The organism is Kitasatospora mediocidica KCTC 9733, from assembly GCF_000744225.1.
In the GTDB taxonomy this organism is placed as follows: Bacteria; Actinomycetota; Actinomycetes; order Streptomycetales; family Streptomycetaceae; genus Kitasatospora; species Kitasatospora mediocidica.
Window position 1 is genome coordinate 644,815 of sequence record NZ_JQLN01000001.1, and the last position, 14,004, is coordinate 658,818.

The 14,004-nt window shown below is 73.4% G+C and carries 14 protein-coding genes; 2 read left to right on the forward strand and 12 right to left on the reverse strand.

The window, feature by feature from the left end:
- Positions 1–9: 9 nt before the first annotated feature.
- Both BS80_RS02925 and BS80_RS02930 read right to left on the reverse strand, forming a co-directional pair.
- On the reverse strand, positions 10–1,071 hold the full coding sequence (locus BS80_RS02925) for a type III PLP-dependent enzyme domain-containing protein (RefSeq protein WP_035792201.1): 1,062 nt from the start codon (positions 1,069–1,071) through the stop codon (positions 10–12).
- Positions 1,064–2,509, reverse strand: a complete 1,446-nt coding sequence (locus BS80_RS02930) for an IucA/IucC family protein (protein ID WP_051965797.1) — start codon at positions 2,507–2,509, stop codon at positions 1,064–1,066. The genes BS80_RS02925 and BS80_RS02930 overlap by 8 nt, the downstream gene beginning before the upstream one ends.
- 145 nt (positions 2,510–2,654) lie before the next feature.
- Here BS80_RS02930 and BS80_RS02935 point away from each other — a divergent pair, with 145 nt between their 5' ends.
- The gene (locus BS80_RS02935) at positions 2,655–2,942 is read left to right on the forward strand and encodes a hypothetical protein (protein WP_035792203.1); all 288 of its coding nucleotides are present in this window, start codon (positions 2,655–2,657) and stop codon (positions 2,940–2,942) included.
- Here BS80_RS02935 and BS80_RS02940 read toward each other — a convergent pair.
- The 6 genes from BS80_RS02940 to BS80_RS02965 all read right to left on the reverse strand — a co-directional run bounded on the left by BS80_RS02940 (position 2,917) and on the right by BS80_RS02965 (position 8,065).
- Positions 2,917–3,825, reverse strand: a complete 909-nt coding sequence (locus tag BS80_RS02940; protein WP_232246323.1) for a helix-turn-helix domain-containing protein — start codon at positions 3,823–3,825, stop codon at positions 2,917–2,919. The two genes, BS80_RS02935 and BS80_RS02940, sit on opposite strands and share 26 nt — an antisense overlap.
- A 146-nt stretch (positions 3,826–3,971) precedes the next feature.
- Positions 3,972–4,541 (reverse strand): SRPBCC domain-containing protein, encoded by a 570-nt coding sequence (locus BS80_RS02945; protein WP_083974129.1) that lies wholly within the window; start codon positions 4,539–4,541, stop codon positions 3,972–3,974.
- Positions 4,542–4,649: 108 nt separating this feature from the next.
- Positions 4,650–5,342 carry an alpha/beta fold hydrolase gene (locus BS80_RS02950; protein ID WP_035792206.1) on the reverse strand — a complete coding sequence of 231 codons (693 nt, stop codon included), beginning with the start codon at positions 5,340–5,342 and terminating at the stop codon, positions 4,650–4,652.
- Positions 5,343–5,457: 115 nt separating this feature from the next.
- Positions 5,458–5,901 (reverse strand): type II 3-dehydroquinate dehydratase, encoded by a 444-nt coding sequence (locus BS80_RS02955; protein WP_035792208.1) that lies wholly within the window; start codon positions 5,899–5,901, stop codon positions 5,458–5,460.
- Positions 5,898–7,247: a cation:proton antiporter gene (locus tag BS80_RS02960; protein ID WP_232246324.1), complete on the reverse strand. Its 1,350-nt coding sequence runs from the start codon at positions 7,245–7,247 to the stop codon at positions 5,898–5,900. The genes BS80_RS02955 and BS80_RS02960 overlap by 4 nt, the downstream gene beginning before the upstream one ends.
- A gap of 41 nt (positions 7,248–7,288) precedes the next feature.
- A complete protein-coding gene (locus tag BS80_RS02965) occupies positions 7,289–8,065 on the reverse strand; it encodes a thioesterase II family protein (protein ID WP_035792211.1) in 777 nt (258 codons plus the stop codon).
- 248 nt (positions 8,066–8,313) lie between these two features.
- Between BS80_RS02965 and mhpA the strand changes: the two genes are divergently transcribed.
- Positions 8,314–9,963, forward strand: coding sequence for a bifunctional 3-(3-hydroxy-phenyl)propionate/3-hydroxycinnamic acid hydroxylase MhpA (gene mhpA, locus BS80_RS02970; RefSeq protein WP_051965799.1), 1,650 nt, complete (start codon positions 8,314–8,316; stop codon positions 9,961–9,963).
- Positions 9,964–9,988: 25 nt separating this feature from the next.
- Here mhpA and BS80_RS02975 read toward each other — a convergent pair whose 3' ends face one another.
- Genes BS80_RS02975 through rifK form a run of 4 tightly spaced genes read right to left on the reverse strand, consistent with a single transcriptional unit; the run spans position 9,989 to position 13,904 of the window.
- Positions 9,989–10,918: an ROK family protein gene (locus tag BS80_RS02975; protein ID WP_051965800.1), complete on the reverse strand. Its 930-nt coding sequence runs from the start codon at positions 10,916–10,918 to the stop codon at positions 9,989–9,991.
- Between the two features lie 30 nt (positions 10,919–10,948).
- Complete coding sequence (locus tag BS80_RS02980) at positions 10,949–11,644, reverse strand: HAD-IA family hydrolase (RefSeq protein ID WP_035792213.1); 696 nt, start codon at positions 11,642–11,644, stop codon at positions 10,949–10,951.
- Positions 11,641–12,747, reverse strand: coding sequence for a Gfo/Idh/MocA family protein (locus BS80_RS02985; protein ID WP_035792215.1), 1,107 nt, complete (start codon positions 12,745–12,747; stop codon positions 11,641–11,643). The genes BS80_RS02980 and BS80_RS02985 overlap by 4 nt, the downstream gene beginning before the upstream one ends.
- Positions 12,744–13,904, reverse strand: a complete 1,161-nt coding sequence (gene rifK, locus BS80_RS02990) for a 3-amino-5-hydroxybenzoate synthase (RefSeq protein ID WP_035792218.1) — start codon at positions 13,902–13,904, stop codon at positions 12,744–12,746. Before rifK ends, BS80_RS02985 begins: the two co-directional genes overlap by 4 nt.
- Positions 13,905–14,004: the final 100 nt, after the last annotated feature.

The following is a 14,004-nucleotide window of genomic DNA, read 5'->3' on the forward strand; positions in this document are numbered from 1 at the left end:
TCCACCCGTCTACGGCAGGATCACGAACGTCGGCTCATCGTGGCGCAGGTACTGATGGGGTGAGATCTCCCAGCCGTAGGCGCCGGCCTTCTCGAAGACCAGCAGGTCCCCGACGCGCACCTGCTCGACCCACGCGTCACGGGCCAGGACGTCGTTGGGGGTGCACAGTTCACCGGCGACGGTCACGGTCGCGTGCCGGACCGAGGGCCGCTGCCACGAGTACGGCCAGGCCGGCGTCGGGACCACGTGGAAGGGGTGGCTGTGGCGGTACGCCGCGGGCAGGCGGAAGTGGTGCATCCCTCCCCTGATGACGACGAACCAGGTGCCGCGGTTTCGTTTGATGTCGGCGACCTCGGCGCTGTACGTACCGGCGTCGGCCACCAGCCACCGGCCCGGCTCGAAGATGATCTCCGTGCCCGGCAGCACCGGAAGCTCCAACCGGTGCGGATCGAACTGGGCGGACCCGAGGTAGTCGACGCCGAAGCCCCCGCCGAGGTTGACCTGCCGCACACCGAAGGGCGCCGCCCAGCGCAGCGCGTCGCGGATGAAGGCGTTGTGCGCGCAGACGTCCAGGTTCCCCGACATGGCGTGCAGGTGGAACCCGGCCAGATCCAGCTGGGGAAAGGCCTCGGCGGCCCTGAGCACCGCGGGCAGCGACACCTCGTCGATGCCGAACTGACGGCTCATCCGGTGCGAGACGCCGTCGGGCACCAGTGCCTCCCGGTTGACCCGCAGGGCGAACGTGGCCGCGATCCCGAGGCTGCCGAGCTGCCGCAACTCCTGGAGGCTCTCGACGTTGACCGTGGCGCCCGCCTCGGCCGCCGCCCGCAGGAAGGCGGGCGACTTGGCCGGCCCGCTGCAGACGATCCGCCTGGCTCCACATCCGAGCGCGATGGCCAGTTCGCCCGCCGACGCCACGTCCACGCCGTCACAGACCTCGGCCAGGGCCGAGACGATCGCCGGGTGGCCGTTGGCCTTCATGGCGTAGAGGACGGTCGCCGAGGGGATCGCGGACTTCAGCAGTTCCGCGCGGGCCCGGGCGATCCGGGTGTCCAGGGTGTACTCAGCCATGCAGCGCGTTCCTCACCTTGACGTAGACGTCGCCCCGCCCGGCCAGCCGCATCCGGATCAGGGCCTTGTGCGGGAGGGTCGGAGCCGTGAAGAAGCCGTGGTCCGGATGCCCCTGGAGGACGTCGTCGACGATCTCCCGCACCGCCGCCCACGCCGGGTCCGGTTCGAGTGCCATCCGGAGCACCAGTTCGCCCAGGTGCGCCTGGAACGTCGTGTAGGCCACCTTGGACAGCATCACCTCACGCGACGAGGTGCCGATCACCGATCCCGGCCACAGGTCGGGGCTCTGCGAGGTCAGCACGCGCATGCCCGCCAGGTCACGCAGCCCCATCCGGTGCGGACGGCCGTCGACGAAGGTGGGCACGCAGTTCTGCAGATGGGCCTCGAGCCCAATCCCGTGCCGGGCCGCCAGGCGCAGCGCCGGGCCGAGCAGCAGCCGGGCGTACCGACGGAAGAATTCCATCGGCGGTTGGCCGGAACGCCGTAGCAGCCCCTCGAACACCGGCTGTCCGGTGATCGGATCGGGCACGGTCAGGGCGACCGCGGGGACCGGGACCTCGTCGGGGAGGAGCCTGCCGCCCAGACCCTCGCGCACGATCGTGCTCATCGCCCGGCCGTCGCCCCGGGTGGAGGCCGCGCTCGCGGTTTCGGCCATCAGGACGATCGGCTCCTCCTCGATCAGGTGCCGTATCCAGGCCGACAGCACCGGGCCGTTGCGGGTGGAGGCGATCGAGACGGTGCGGCGGGTCGAGGTGATCTGCACGTCGAGCGAGAGCTTGAGGTAGGTGCCGTCGTCCAACAGGACGGTGCGCAGGGCGGCGGTCGGCACGGCGCGGGCCTCGAAGTCGGCCGGTGCGAGGTCGGGCTGACTCCTCAACAGGTGGTCGTGCTGCCACGCGTGGACGGGCAGGGCGGCGTAGCCGGGTCTGACCGGCAGGCCCAGCCGTTCGCTCAGATCATCGCCGAGGGCCTCCCGGGTGGGGACCCACAACGCCCGGACCTGGGTGAAGGGCGTCTCAAGATCGTGCTTGACCATGTCTTCGACATCCCAGCCGAGTCTGGTGCGCGCGCAGGGATGCAGGTTGTGTCCATCGGTGGCGAGTTGTTCGAGGCGCGCCGCGCCGGCGTCGGGCCCCAGCGACTGCGCCAGGCTGATCATGTCGTCATATCCGGATGCCCGGCACTGTAGGTCGGCCGCGCTGCGTCGTGTGTAGGCCAGGCTCAGGCCGGTCACCGCGCTGGCGAGTTCGGCTCGCAACCCCGGATCAGAGGTGAGTGACGCCGGATCGGCTTCGACCGGCGGCAGGACCACGCGATCGAACGCGTGCACCTGACCGTGGTAGCGGCGCCGGGCGTCGCCGACGTCCTCGCGCCAGAGCGCTTCGGCCAGTTTGGTGGCGACGGCTGTTCTCGCTCGGTCCTTCGTCGCACTGGCCATGGGCGTCCACCGTGCTCTCCGGGGGCCTTCAACGGGGGCGTCGGGGTGGCAGATCGCGCCAGTCGTAGTGTCCGCTCGGGACGGCGCCCGTGTCCAGACAGCGTTCTCGGACAGCACGGTCCGAAATGGCCCTTCGGGAGAGACGATGGTCCAGCAGGCCGGTTCCTTCGAACTCACCTCCGGCCTGGCGGTGGACCACGCGCAGGGCCGGTACCAGGGCCTGTACGGCACCTTGTCCGGTGCGGCGCGGGCGCTGGCACCCGGAGTCCTGACGCTCCTGTGCGTCAACGGCGGCGCACTCGGCTGGATCGCCGTCGGCGGGATCTTCGCCGCGGCGGGGTGTGTGATGCCCCTGGCCGTGCGGGCCGGTGGCGTACGCCAACCGGATCCTGATCCGGTCGACGTCGTCAGTGACGGATGGTGCGGCCGCTGATCCGCTCGGGGACGATCCGGATCCAGACGTCGCGCTCACCGCCGGCCCAGGGCGTCGGACCGGGTCCCGTGCCCGGACCGTCGGTCTCCTCGGGCTCGAAGACCTGCTCCGCCGGACCCCTGACCAGCACGCTCCAACCCCGGCTCGACGCTTCGTCCAGATGGTCGACCTCGAAGGCCACCCGGCGCCCGAGCGCACGGGACGGGGCGCTGCCCGGCGCCGTCCGGTAGAGCACGGCGCCGTCGCGCACCCGGTAGTTGACCGGCAGGACGACCGGACCGTCCGGCGTGGCGTACGCCAGGCGTCCGACACCGTGGTCGGACAGGTGGCCCCAGCAGTCGGCCGGGGTGAGTTCCGCCAGCTGGGGCTGACCGGCCTGCTCGGCCTGCCCCGGTGGCAGTTCCAGTCCGCCGCCGAGCAGCTCGGCCTCGGAGGTCTCCAGCGCGCCGGCCAGCCGCAGCAGGGTGCCGGCGTCCAGGACGGCGGGCCTGGTCTCCAGGTACTCCAGGTAGGTGGCGGCCACGCCGGCCCGCTCGGCGACCTGCTCCCTGCTGAGCCCGAGCTGCACGCGCCGGAGCACCAGACGGCGGCCGATGTCGCCGGCGGCGGACTGCGGCGCGGCGGGCGAGGGCTGCGGGTGCGGCGCGACGGCCCGTGGTGGGCCGGGGTCGGACGCGGGCAGCTCGGCGTCCACCCACGGGTCGAGCGAGCGGGCGTCGTGGTCCATGCCGTACGGCGCCGCCCGCCGTGCCTCCTCGATCGCCGCCTCCCGGGACAGTCCCTCCCGGGTCATGAAACCGACGGCGCTCCTGGCCAGTTGCGCCAGCTCCTCGCCCATGGCGCGCTCGGCGTCGACCGACCGACCAGGAGTCTGCTCCGACATGGCCTCTCCTTATGCCTTGGCTTGGGTGCTCGGCCGGCCCACCACCTGCGGCAAGCGTCAGGGCGGTGCGATCGGCTCCGTTGCCAGCATCTCTCGACCGGCGTCGGTCGGGCCCGGGACACGCACGGAAGGTGGCAGGCGCCGGGTCAGGAGGCGTCGGTGCGCATCCTCGCCAGGTGCTGGAAGCGGTGCGGGTCGACGACGGCGGACAGGCCGTTGAGGAGCAGCCGGGTGCCGCCCCGGAGGTGGGCGGTCTCCTGGCTGCCGTCGTCGCTCACCACCAGGTAGGTGTACTGCTCGGTCCAGTCGAGGCGGGATCCGCCGGCCTGCGCGGCGAGTTCGACCGTCACCAGCGAGACCCAGTGGCGCAGGCCGTCCACATGGCCCTCGTAGGCGTAGACGATGCGCTCGCCGGGCACGATGTCGTGGAATCGGGACCGGTACTCGACCCGCTCCTCGACGTCCCCCGAGACGAACAGGTTGGTCGCGACCTCGCTGCCGCCGACGCGGAAGTCCAGCGCGTGGGTGGCGTGCTTCGAGGAGCCGGGGAGGCGGAACCAGCGGGTGCGCAGCGAGGGTTCGGCGAATGCCGCGAAGACCTGCTCCGGCGAGGCCGAGAAGTCGACCCGCAGGGTGAACGAACCGTGGACGACCTGCGACTTCGCGCCGGTCGCAGACGTGCCTTCGCTCGCGTGATCAAGGCGTCCAGAACTCACCCGGGGACAGTACCACGCAAGACGATCATCCCTCAGGCCCTCCGGGCGCCGGCCTCGCCGGGTCACCCGAACGGCCTGAGGGGTCGTCAACTCATGCTGCCGCTGGGGTCAGAGCCAGCCGTCGAGCGAGGCCAGGAAGCCGTCCAGGTCGTCCCGGTGGATGCAGTGGCCGGTGTCCGGCACGTACCGCACCTCGAACCCGCTCGCGCGCAGGCTCGCGGCCAGCTCGTCCGGGACGAGGTGGTGGTCGCCGGCCCCCTGGACCAGCGACGGCACGAGGGGCTTGGCCGGGACGTAGTCGTGCGTGCTCTCCAGCCAGTCGACGGCCTTGACGTCCCACCGCGCGTACCCGGCGAGTTCGGCCTCGATGTCCTGGGGCGACCAGCGGGGGAACATCGGGCTGATGGCCTCGGCGGTGGCGACCTTGGTGAACTGGGCGAACTCGCGGATCTCGGCCACCGCCTTCTCGCTGAAGCGCCACGCGGGGTCGCTGTAGACCACCTTGGCCGGGCGCAGCCCCTCCACCGCCAGCGAGAGCACCGACGCGCCGAACGAGTGGCCGATCGCCAGGTCGGCGCCGGCCGGCAGCGACTCCACCAGGTCGGCGGCGAGGAGGTCGGGCGTGTACTCGGCGGCGTGCGGGCTGTCGCCGTGGCCGCGCAGGTCCGGCATGATCACCCGGTAGCCGCGGTCGGCCAGCCGGGGCGCCACCCGGCTCCAGGTGTCGGCCGAGGAGATGATGCTGTGGACGAGCAGGGCGACCTTGTCGCCGTCGCCTATCTCATGGAGCTTGAGCCTCATGGGGCCGGGTCTTCCTCTCAAAGCGTGGTCCGGACGGGCCGGACGAGCAGCAGCGGACGCACGGGCGCACCGGCCGGACGGGCGTGAGCGCCGCAGCGCCCCGGCCGCCGGGCGGTCACCGGTCGGCGGCGGTCAGGTGCATCAGGGCGCGGGCCCCCAGGCGGTAGCCGAAGGCGCCGAGGCCGACCACGACGCCGCCGGCCAGCGGGGCGATCACCGACTCGTGCCGGAACTGCTCGCGCGCCCACACATTGCTCAGGTGCACCTCGACCCAGGGCTGCGGATAGCTGGCCAGCGCGTCGCGCAGGCTCCACCCGGCGATCATCAGGGCACCGGGGTTGACGACGGCGCCGACGCTGGTCAGGCGGTGCTCGTGGATGGCCCGCACGAGGTCGCCCTCCGAGTCGTGCTGGATGGAGAGGACCTCCCAGCCCCGGCCGCTCACCTCCTCGGCGACCGCCTTCTCGATGTCGGCCAGCGTGTCGGTGCCGTAGATCTCCGGCTCGCGCTGGCCCAGGATGCCGAGGTTGGGGCCGTTCAGAAGAAGCATGACGCTCATGAGTCACCTCGGGGTTCGGAGAAACGGATCGCGCCGGACTCCCGGCCGGGGGCCTGCGCCGGGTCGGCGTGCTGGTCGCCCAGGCCCAGTGCGGCCTCGGCGACGTCCTCGGCGCGGGTCATCGCGTACCGGAGGATGGGCGGAGCCATCAGGGAGGTCACGATCGCGACGAGGACGATGATGGTGTAGGCCTCGGTGTTCAGGACACCGAGCCGCAGCCCGGTCATCGCGACGATCACCTCGACGACGCCGCGGGAGTTCATGCCGGCACCGAGCGCCAGCGCCTCCCAGCGGTTGAGCCGGCTGAGCCTGGCGCCGATGAAGGCCCCCGCGAACTTGCCGAGCACGGCGACCGCGAGCACCGCGAGGGCGACCCCCAGGACAAGCGGGCGCCCCAGCGCGGTGAGGTTCATCCGCAGTCCGGCGGTGGCGAAGAAGAGCGGCGCCAGGAAGGCCAGCACCGTGGTCCGCAGCGGCTCCAGCTTCGCCGTGTCCAACTGGCCGCTGGTGCCGATCAGGACGCCGCAGACGAAGGCGCCGAAGATGGCCTCCAGGTGGATCGCCTGCGTCGCCGCCGCGCTGAACAGCACCAGCACCACGGCGGTGGCGATGGTGGGTGCCGGGCCCGGCGCCCGCCCGGCCGCCCGCAGCGCCAGGCCCACCAGCGGACGGCCGATCAGGAGGGCGAAGACCACCACGCCGACCGGGTAGAGCACCGCCGTGGCGACGACACCGCCGGTCAGCCCGGAGGTGGCCATCGCCGAGACGACCGACAGCAGGAACCAGCCCACCACGTCGTCGACCACCCCGGCGGCGAGGATGAGTTGGCCGATGTCGCGGTGCAGCAGCTTCATGTCCAGCAGGATCTTGGCGATCACGGGGATCGCGGTGACGCACATCGCCACGCCCAGGAAGAGCGCGAAGACCGTCGGGTTCGCGCCGCTCGGCAGGAAGGAGCGCGGCAGCAGGTAGCCGGTGCCGATGCCAAGGCCGAGCGGCAGCAGCAGGCCGGCGATGCTGACCCGCGCCGCGGTGAGGCCGCGCCGTCGCACCAGGGCGAACTTCAGCTCCGCGCCGGTGACGCCGACGAGCAGCAGCACGCCGAGTTGCCCGGCCGCGTCCAGCAGGTTCATCTGCGCGGCCTTCTGCGGCAGCAGCCAGCCGGAGAAGCCGGGCAGCAGCGGCTGGAGGATCGAGGGGCCGAGGATCACACCCGCGCACAGTTCGCCGGCGACCGCCGGCAGGTTGAAGCGCTGCGCCAGCCGTCCGAGGACGAGCGCCAGCAGCAGGAGACCGGCGATTTGGAGGAGGAACACCAGGAGCGCGTGCTCACCGATCGTGGGCACAGGTGCGGCGATTCGCATCTCGACCTATTCCAGGAGGTGGTTCAACGGTTGGTTGCGGCGCCCTGTCCGGTCAGCCCGCGGGCCACGATCCCGATGACCTCGGCGGCCCGGTCGGCGAGGAAGAAGTGCCCGCCCGGGAGGACCTCCAGTTCGGTGGCCCCGGTGGTGTGCCCCTCCCACGCGCGCGCCTCGTCGATCGACACCCGGGGGTCGCTGTCGCCGGTGAGTACCGTCACCGGGCAGTCGAGCCGCTGGTCGGGGTCGTGCCGGTAGCGCTCGACGGCGGTGTAGTCGCTGCGGATGGCCGGCAGGATCATCGCCAGGACCTCCGGGTCGGCCAGCATGACCTGGCTGGTCCCGCTCAGCTCCTTGAGTTCGGCCACGACGTCCTGGTCCGTGCCCAGGTGGATCCGCTCGTCGCGGTAGCGGGACGGCGCGCGGCGGCCGGAGGCGAACAGCCGTACCGGCGCGGGCAGTCCGGCCTGCCGCATGCGCAACGCCACCTCGTACGCGAGCACCGCGCCCATACTGTGGCCGAACAGGGCCAGCGGCTTGTCGTGCTGGTCCCGCAGCGCCGCGAAGATCTGGTCCGCGAAGTCGGGGATGTTGTCGATGCCCGGTTCCTGACGCCGGGTCTGCCGGCCCGGGTACTGGACGGCCAGCACCTCGATCCCCTTCGGGGCCAGGGCTCTGGAGACCGGGAAGAAGAAACTCGCCGAGCCGCCGGCGTAGGGCAGGCAGACGAGCCGTACGGCGCTGTCGGGCACCGGGTGGAAGACACTGACCCATGTCTCGAAGTGGGCCGCCGCTTGAGCCATGCCGAGAGTTCCCTTCGGGCAACAGTCCGTGGCACGGCCCCCAGCGCAGACCGATCGGCGATGGTGGGCGAACTTCCGCACGGGTCCTCGTCTTGTTCGGGACCTCGGCAGACTAAAGCCGGGCCGGGCCCCCGTGGTATCCCCCGATCTGATAGCCCTGGGCGGACGTTGACGCTTTCGGCGGGGCGCGATAGTAGTGTTTCGACATTCCCGCCGGTGCGCCCGCCACCCTGCGATGAGGGGTCCCTATGCCCAAGGTGTCACCGCACGAGCCCTCCCCCAGCCCGACGGACCCGACGGACGTGGACGTGGTCGTCGTCGGCAACGGGCCGGTCGGGGCCGCGCTGTCGGTCCTGCTGGCCCAACGCGGCTGGCGGACGACCGTGCTGGAGCGCCGCCGGCGCCCGTACACGCTGCCCCGGGCGACCAGCTTCGACGGGGAGACCGCGCGGCTGCTCGCCGCCTGCGGGATCGGCCCGGAGCTCGGCCGGATCACCGAACCGGCCTCCGGCTACCAGTGGCGGACGGCCGGCGGCGAGACGCTGCTCGACATCGAGTTCCGGCCGCAGGGCCCGTACGGGTGGCCGGATGCCAACACCATGCACCAGCCCGCCCTGGAGGAGCTGCTCGCCGCCCGGGCGGCGGAGTTGCCCGGGGTCACGGTGCTGCCGGGCCGGCAGGCCGTCGGCATCACCGAACAGGGCGACCGGGTCCTGGTGGCGGCCGAGGACGAGGACGGCGCGGTGCAAACGGTCTCGGCCCGTTGGGTGGTGGGCTGCGACGGCGCCAACAGCTTCGTCCGGCACCACCTCGACGTCCCCGTCACCGACCTCGGGTTCTCCTACGAATGGCTGCTGTGCGACGTCGCCCTGCGCGAACCACGGGCGTTCGTGCCGACCAACGTGCAGATCTGCGACCCGGCCAGGCCCACCACCCTGGTGGGCAGCGGCCCCGGGCACCGGCGCTGGGAGTTCATGCGGCTGCCGGGCGAGCGGGCGGCCGAGCTGAACCGCGAGGAGACCGCGTGGCGGCTGCTGGAACCGTTCGGCGTCACGCCCGACACCGCCACCCTGCTGCGCAGCACCACGTACATGTTCCAGGCCCGGTGGGCCGAGCAGTGGCGGGTGGGCCGGGTGCTGCTGGCCGGTGACGCGGCGCACCTGATGCCGCCGTTCGCCGGGCAGGGCATGTGCTCGGGCATCCGGGACGTGGTCAACCTGGCGTGGAAGCTGGACCTCGTGCTGCGCGGCCGCGCCGACGACACGGTGCTGGACAGCTACACCGAGGAACGCCGGGCGCAGGTGCGGGAGTCGATCATGAGCTCGGTCCAGCTGGGCCGGGTGATCTGTGTGACGGACCCGGCCGCCGCCGCCGAGCGGGACGCGACGGTGCTGGCCAACCGGCGCGGCCAGGGGCCCACCCGGCCGGAGCCGGCCAAGCCCCTCGCCGACGGGCTGCTGTACGGCGGCGGCGCCGAGGACGGGCCGGCGCGGCCGGCCGGCGAGGTCGTACCGCAGGGCGCGGTGACGGGACCCGGCGGCAGCGGCCCGTTCGACGAGGTGGTCGGGCGCGGCTTCGTGCTGCTGCTCGCGGCGCACGCGGACGCCCGGCTCGGCGCGGAGCGGCTGGCCTTCCTGGCGGGCCTCGGGGCGCACGTGGTGCGGCTGCGGCCGGCCGGGGGCGCCTCCTCGGCGGCGCCGGAGCCGGCGGCCGTCGAGGTGGTGGACGCGGACGGCGTCTACGGGGCGTACCTGGCGCGGTACGGGGCCGGCGCGCTGCTGGTGCGCCCGGACTACCACGTGTTCGGCGCGGCGGCGGGCCCCGAGGGCGCGGCCGCGCTGGTGGACGACCTGCGGGCCCGGCTGGAGGCCGCCGTGCCGGCGGGCGCGACGGGCTGACGCGGGCAGCGCAGGCGCCCGTGGCCTACCGCCCGCGGGCGAGCAGCACCGCGCCGCGCAGCGAGGAGAGGCCGCCCAGGCGGGCCGGGGCGACCGGCAGGGCGGGCAGGCCCGGCCTGGCGAGCGCGGTGAGGTGCTCGGCCACGCGGTCGACCAGTTCGGGGATCCCGGCCGCGAAGCCGCCGCCGATCAGGGCGAGCCGGGGGTGGAGCAGCTCCGCGACACCCGTGGCGGCGGCGGCCAGCGCGTAGCCGGTCCGGTCGAGCGCGGTGACGGCCCACGGCCGCCGCTCCCGCAGCCCCGCCCGCAGGTCGTCGAAGGTGACGGGCGCGCCGCGCAGGCCCGCGGCGCGGGCGAGGGTGGCCGGCCCGGAGGCGGTCGCCTGAAGGCATCCCCGGCGCCCGCACACGCAGGTGGGGCCGTCCAGTTCGAGCACCAGGTGGCCGAGCTCGAAGGAGCCCCGGCCCGCGCCGGGGCAGAGCCGGCCGCCGAGGACGAGGCCGCCGCCGACGCCGGTGCCGACTCCCAGGTAGAGCAGGTCGTCGCAGTGCGCCGCCTCGGCCTCGGCGAGGGCCGCCAGGTCGCCGTCGTCCGCCCAGGCGACGGCCGCCGCGGGGAAGAGCCCGCGCAGCGCCCGGCCCAGCTCCAGGCCGGTCCACTCCGGCCGGCTCGGCCAGGCGGTGACCCGCTCGTCCGGGCCGACGGTGGCGGGCATCGCCACGCCGACGGCCCGGAACGGTGCTCCCGTCCGGACCGTCAGTTCGCCCACACACGCGGCGAGTCGGGCCAGGTCCCGGTCCACGCCGAGGCTCGGCCCCCAGGCGAAGGAGGCCTCCTCGACGTGGCCCGCCGCAGACTCCGCCCGCAGGGCGACCTTGGTGCCGCCGACGTCGATGCCCAGTGCCGCGTGGGTCGACCTCTCGGCGCCGTTCTGCGCGCCGTCGCGGGTCCGCATGGTGTGCCGCCTGCTTCCGGTGCCGTCGGGTCAGCGCCCGGTGAGGGCCGGGCAGAGGGCGAGGAGCTCGACCGGGCGGCGCAGCACCACGTCGGGGCCGGCCGCCAGCAGCTCGGCCTCGTCGGGCCCGGCCCAGAGGGCGGCGGCGGAGGCGACGCCGGCGTCGCGGGCGCTGGCCAGGTCGGTCGGCGCGTCGCCGATCATGATGGCCTGCTCGGCGGGCACGTCCAGCAGCTCCAGCGCGCGCAGCACGATGTCGGGGGCGGGCTTGGGCCGGGCCACCTCGTCGGAGCCGATCACGTGGGCGAAGTACGGGAGCAGGCCCAGGCCGTCGAGCAGGGAGCGGGCCCGGACCCCGGCCTTGCCGGTGGCCACGGCCATCAGGAGTCCGCGCTCGCGCAGCTCCTGGAGCAGCTCGACGACGCCGTCGAAGACCGGCACCTGGTGCGCGAGCCGGTAGCTCTCGCGGACGAAGGGCTCCTCCATCTCCAGCGGCAGGCCCATGATCCGCATGATGTCGGGGAAGTAGCGGCCCTGGTGGCGCTGGTACTCCTCGAAGGGCGCCGGACCGCCCCCGACGACCTCGGCGTAGGCGACGGAGAACGCCTGGCCCATCACCGCGAAGCTGTCGACGATGACCCCGTCCAGGTCGAAGACGACCGCCCTGCGGGGGTGAGCGGCTCTGTGCGTGGTCGTGGCGGACCCGTGTGCCGATGTGGCGGTCATGAGGTCCTCACCTCCTCGTGGGTGGCTGCCGGCCGGGCGGATCGCGCCCCGCCCGCAGCGCGGGCTGACTCGTAGAAACTCTCGATGAGCTGCACCGTGCCGCGCGCCTGCTCGATGGCCCGGCCGCGGTTGGCGGGGTCGGCCAACAGCGCGGCGAGGCCGTCCAGTTGTCGTCGGTACTCGGCCCCGATCGGCTCCGCCGGCACGGGGATCGGCTGGGTGGTGCCCTCCCGTGTCACGGTCAGGACCGACTCGGGCTGCCGGTTGGGGCTGAAGCCGAAGGTGCAGCGCAGTTCGGCGGTGCCGGCGCTGCCCTCGACGTGGATCAGGGAGAGGTCCAGGGCCGCGTGGGAGGCCCAACTGGCCCGCAGCGCCACGGAGATGCCGTCATCGCGGACCAGGAAGCCGCGGGCGGTGTCCTCCACGTCGCCGGAGAGCGCGTCGGCGGGCTGGTCCTGGCGCCAGGCGGCGGACCACGCACCGACGTTGACGAAGTCGTCGGAGGTCGCGCCGACCACCTGTGCGAACCCGGCGGGGCCCACCACGGACGCCAGCGCGTCCAGCAGGTGCCAGCCGAGGTCGACGAGCACGCCGCCGCCGGCCAGGCTGCGTTGGGTGAACCAGCCGCCGGCCTTCGGGACGCCGCGCGCCCGCACCCACGCCAGGTCGACGTGCCGCACCCGCCCCAGGCCGGGGACGAGCGCGGCCAGTTCGCGGACGTCCGCGCGGTGGCGGGCGGCGCTGCCGGCGAGCAGCATGCCGCCGCCCTCGCGCTCGGCCCGCGCCAGGGTGTCGGCCTCGGCGCTGGTCAGGCAGACCGGCTTCTCCAGGAAGACGGAGAGGCCGCGCCGCAGCAGCGCCGCGGCCACCTCGCTGTGCAGGTGGTTGGGCACCGCGACGACGACGACGTCGACGTCGCGGGTGCTCAGGGCGTCCACCGCCGCGTGGGCGGGCAGGCCCGTCGCCTCGGCGACCGCCGCCCGCAGCGCGGGGTCGGGGTCGACGACGGAGACCACCTCGAAGTCCTCGTGCGTCCTGAGCCGCGGGAGCCAGAGCTCCCGCCCCGCCCAGCCCAGCCCGACGACGGCGGCGCGAACCGTCACAGGGCTGCCACTGCGTCGGCGATGATCTCGGCCGTCGCGCGCAGGGCCTCCTCGGAGGCGAGGAGCACCCGGTGGTGCAGCCAGACGCAGTCGCGGCTGATGGCCTCGGAGTTGGGGCAGCGCTCGGCGATCTGCTCGACGCTCTCGTCGGGGGCGGCGGTCTCCCAGAACGCGTCGGTGCGGTAGATCGCGCGGAACGCGGCGAAGGCCGGCAGGCCCGCGTCGACCAGGCGGTCCACGAGGGTGTTGCGGTCCTCCTCGGAGATCCCGGGGATGCGGAACATGGCCATGTAGTGCGAGTTGCGGTCGGCCCGCGGGTCACTGCCCTGGGGCACGATGCCGTCGATCGCCCCGAGCAGGCCGGACAGCAGGGTCCAGCGCTGCTCGCGTAGTTCCGTCTGCGCGTCGAGGCGGCGCAGTTGGGCGCGGAGCACGGAGGCCGAGAACTCGTTGAGCCGCATGTTGGTGCCGGCGATCTGGTGGAAGTACCGGCGGTCGGTGCGCGGCCGGCCGCAGCTGTGCCGCAGGAACGCGGCCTCGTACAGCTCCGATTCGGGGAACAGCAGGGCGCCGCCCTCGCCGGCGGTCATCAGCTTGCCGTTCTGGAAGCTGAAGGCGGCCACCGAGCCGAGCTCGCCGACGCGCTTGCCCTGCCAGCGGGCGCCCTGCGCGTGCGCGGCGTCCTGGAGCAGCGGGACGCCGGTGTCGGCGGAGAGCTTGCCGAGCGCGTCCATGTCCGCGATCCGGCCGGCCATGTGGACGGGCATGATCACCCGGGTGCGCGAGGTGACGGCGGCGGCCGCGGCCGCCACGTCGATGTTGTACGTGACGGGGTCGACGTCGACGGGGACGGCGACCGCGCCGAGCCGCTGCGCGGCCTGGGAGGAGGAGATGAAGGTGAAGGCCGGCACGATGACCTCGGTGCCCGGGCCGGCGCCCAGACACTGCAGGGCCAACTCCAGGGCGTGCGTGCCGTTGGTGACCGCCAGCGCGTGTGGCGCGCCGTGGTACCCGGCGAACTCGGCCTCGAAGGAGTCCACCTCACTCCCGCCCATGCGCCACCACTGGCCCTGCTCCAGAGCGCGTATCAGGCCGCTCCGCTCGTCGTCGTCGTACTGCGGCCAGGAGGGGAATTCCGGTGCCGGTCGCGCGTTCATATCTCTCCAAATCTCCGCTACGAACTGGTCTCCGCTGGTGGACTCACTCTGGGACTCACGCTGGGACTCAACTGGCGGGATAGCGCGGGCGGGGCGGGTG

Coding starts and splice junctions, on each gene's coding strand:
- BS80_RS02925 (WP_035792201.1), bottom strand. CDS start 1,071: ATGGCTGAGTACACCCTGGACACCCGGATCGCCCGGGCCCGCGCGGAA.
- BS80_RS02930 (WP_051965797.1), bottom strand. CDS start 2,509: ATGGCCAGTGCGACGAAGGACCGAGCGAGAACAGCCGTCGCCACCAAA.
- BS80_RS02935 (WP_035792203.1), top strand. CDS start 2,655: ATGGTCCAGCAGGCCGGTTCCTTCGAACTCACCTCCGGCCTGGCGGTG.
- BS80_RS02940 (WP_232246323.1), bottom strand. CDS start 3,825: ATGTCGGAGCAGACTCCTGGTCGGTCGGTCGACGCCGAGCGCGCCATG.
- BS80_RS02950 (WP_035792206.1), bottom strand. CDS start 5,342: ATGAGGCTCAAGCTCCATGAGATAGGCGACGGCGACAAGGTCGCCCTG.
- BS80_RS02955 (WP_035792208.1), bottom strand. CDS start 5,901: ATGAGCGTCATGCTTCTTCTGAACGGCCCCAACCTCGGCATCCTGGGC.
- BS80_RS02965 (WP_035792211.1), bottom strand. CDS start 8,065: ATGGCTCAAGCGGCGGCCCACTTCGAGACATGGGTCAGTGTCTTCCAC.
- mhpA (WP_051965799.1), top strand. CDS start 8,314: ATGCCCAAGGTGTCACCGCACGAGCCCTCCCCCAGCCCGACGGACCCG.
- BS80_RS02975 (WP_051965800.1), bottom strand. CDS start 10,918: ATGCGGACCCGCGACGGCGCGCAGAACGGCGCCGAGAGGTCGACCCAC.
- BS80_RS02980 (WP_035792213.1), bottom strand. CDS start 11,644: ATGACCGCCACATCGGCACACGGGTCCGCCACGACCACGCACAGAGCC.
- rifK (WP_035792218.1), bottom strand. CDS start 13,904: ATGAACGCGCGACCGGCACCGGAATTCCCCTCCTGGCCGCAGTACGAC.